The organism is Bacillus sp. IT-79MI2 (assembly GCF_949768135.1).
GTDB classification, from domain to species: Bacteria; Bacillota; Bacilli; order Bacillales; family Bacillaceae_G; genus Bacillus_A; species Bacillus_A pseudomycoides.
Genome location: NZ_CATKPV010000036.1, coordinates 1 through 243, shown reverse-complemented (window position 1 = coordinate 243; position 243 = coordinate 1). Strand labels below are relative to the sequence as shown.

The following is a 243-nucleotide window of genomic DNA, read 5'->3' as shown; positions in this document are numbered from 1 at the left end:
TCATTTCACACCATCGGACAATTATGGAATTCGAAAACACAACAGGTTTTAAGTGACGATATTGAAATCCATTTTGTAGAGATTCCAAAATTAGTGAAACAATGGCGTGAAGAAAAAGTAAATCCATGGGAAAATACATTTGTCCGTTGGATGTTATTGTTACCAGCCCATGAAGATGAACACTTAACTCAGACATTGGAGGAGATTGCGATGAATCAAGATCCAATTTTACAAAAGGCAATG

The 243-nt window shown here is 35.8% G+C and carries 1 protein-coding gene; it reads left to right on the top strand.

From position 1 onward, the window contains the following. Positions 1-243 (top strand): PD-(D/E)XK nuclease family transposase (locus ACM6HU_RS02785; RefSeq protein WP_414847979.1); only part of this gene is annotated, 243 nt, incomplete at both ends.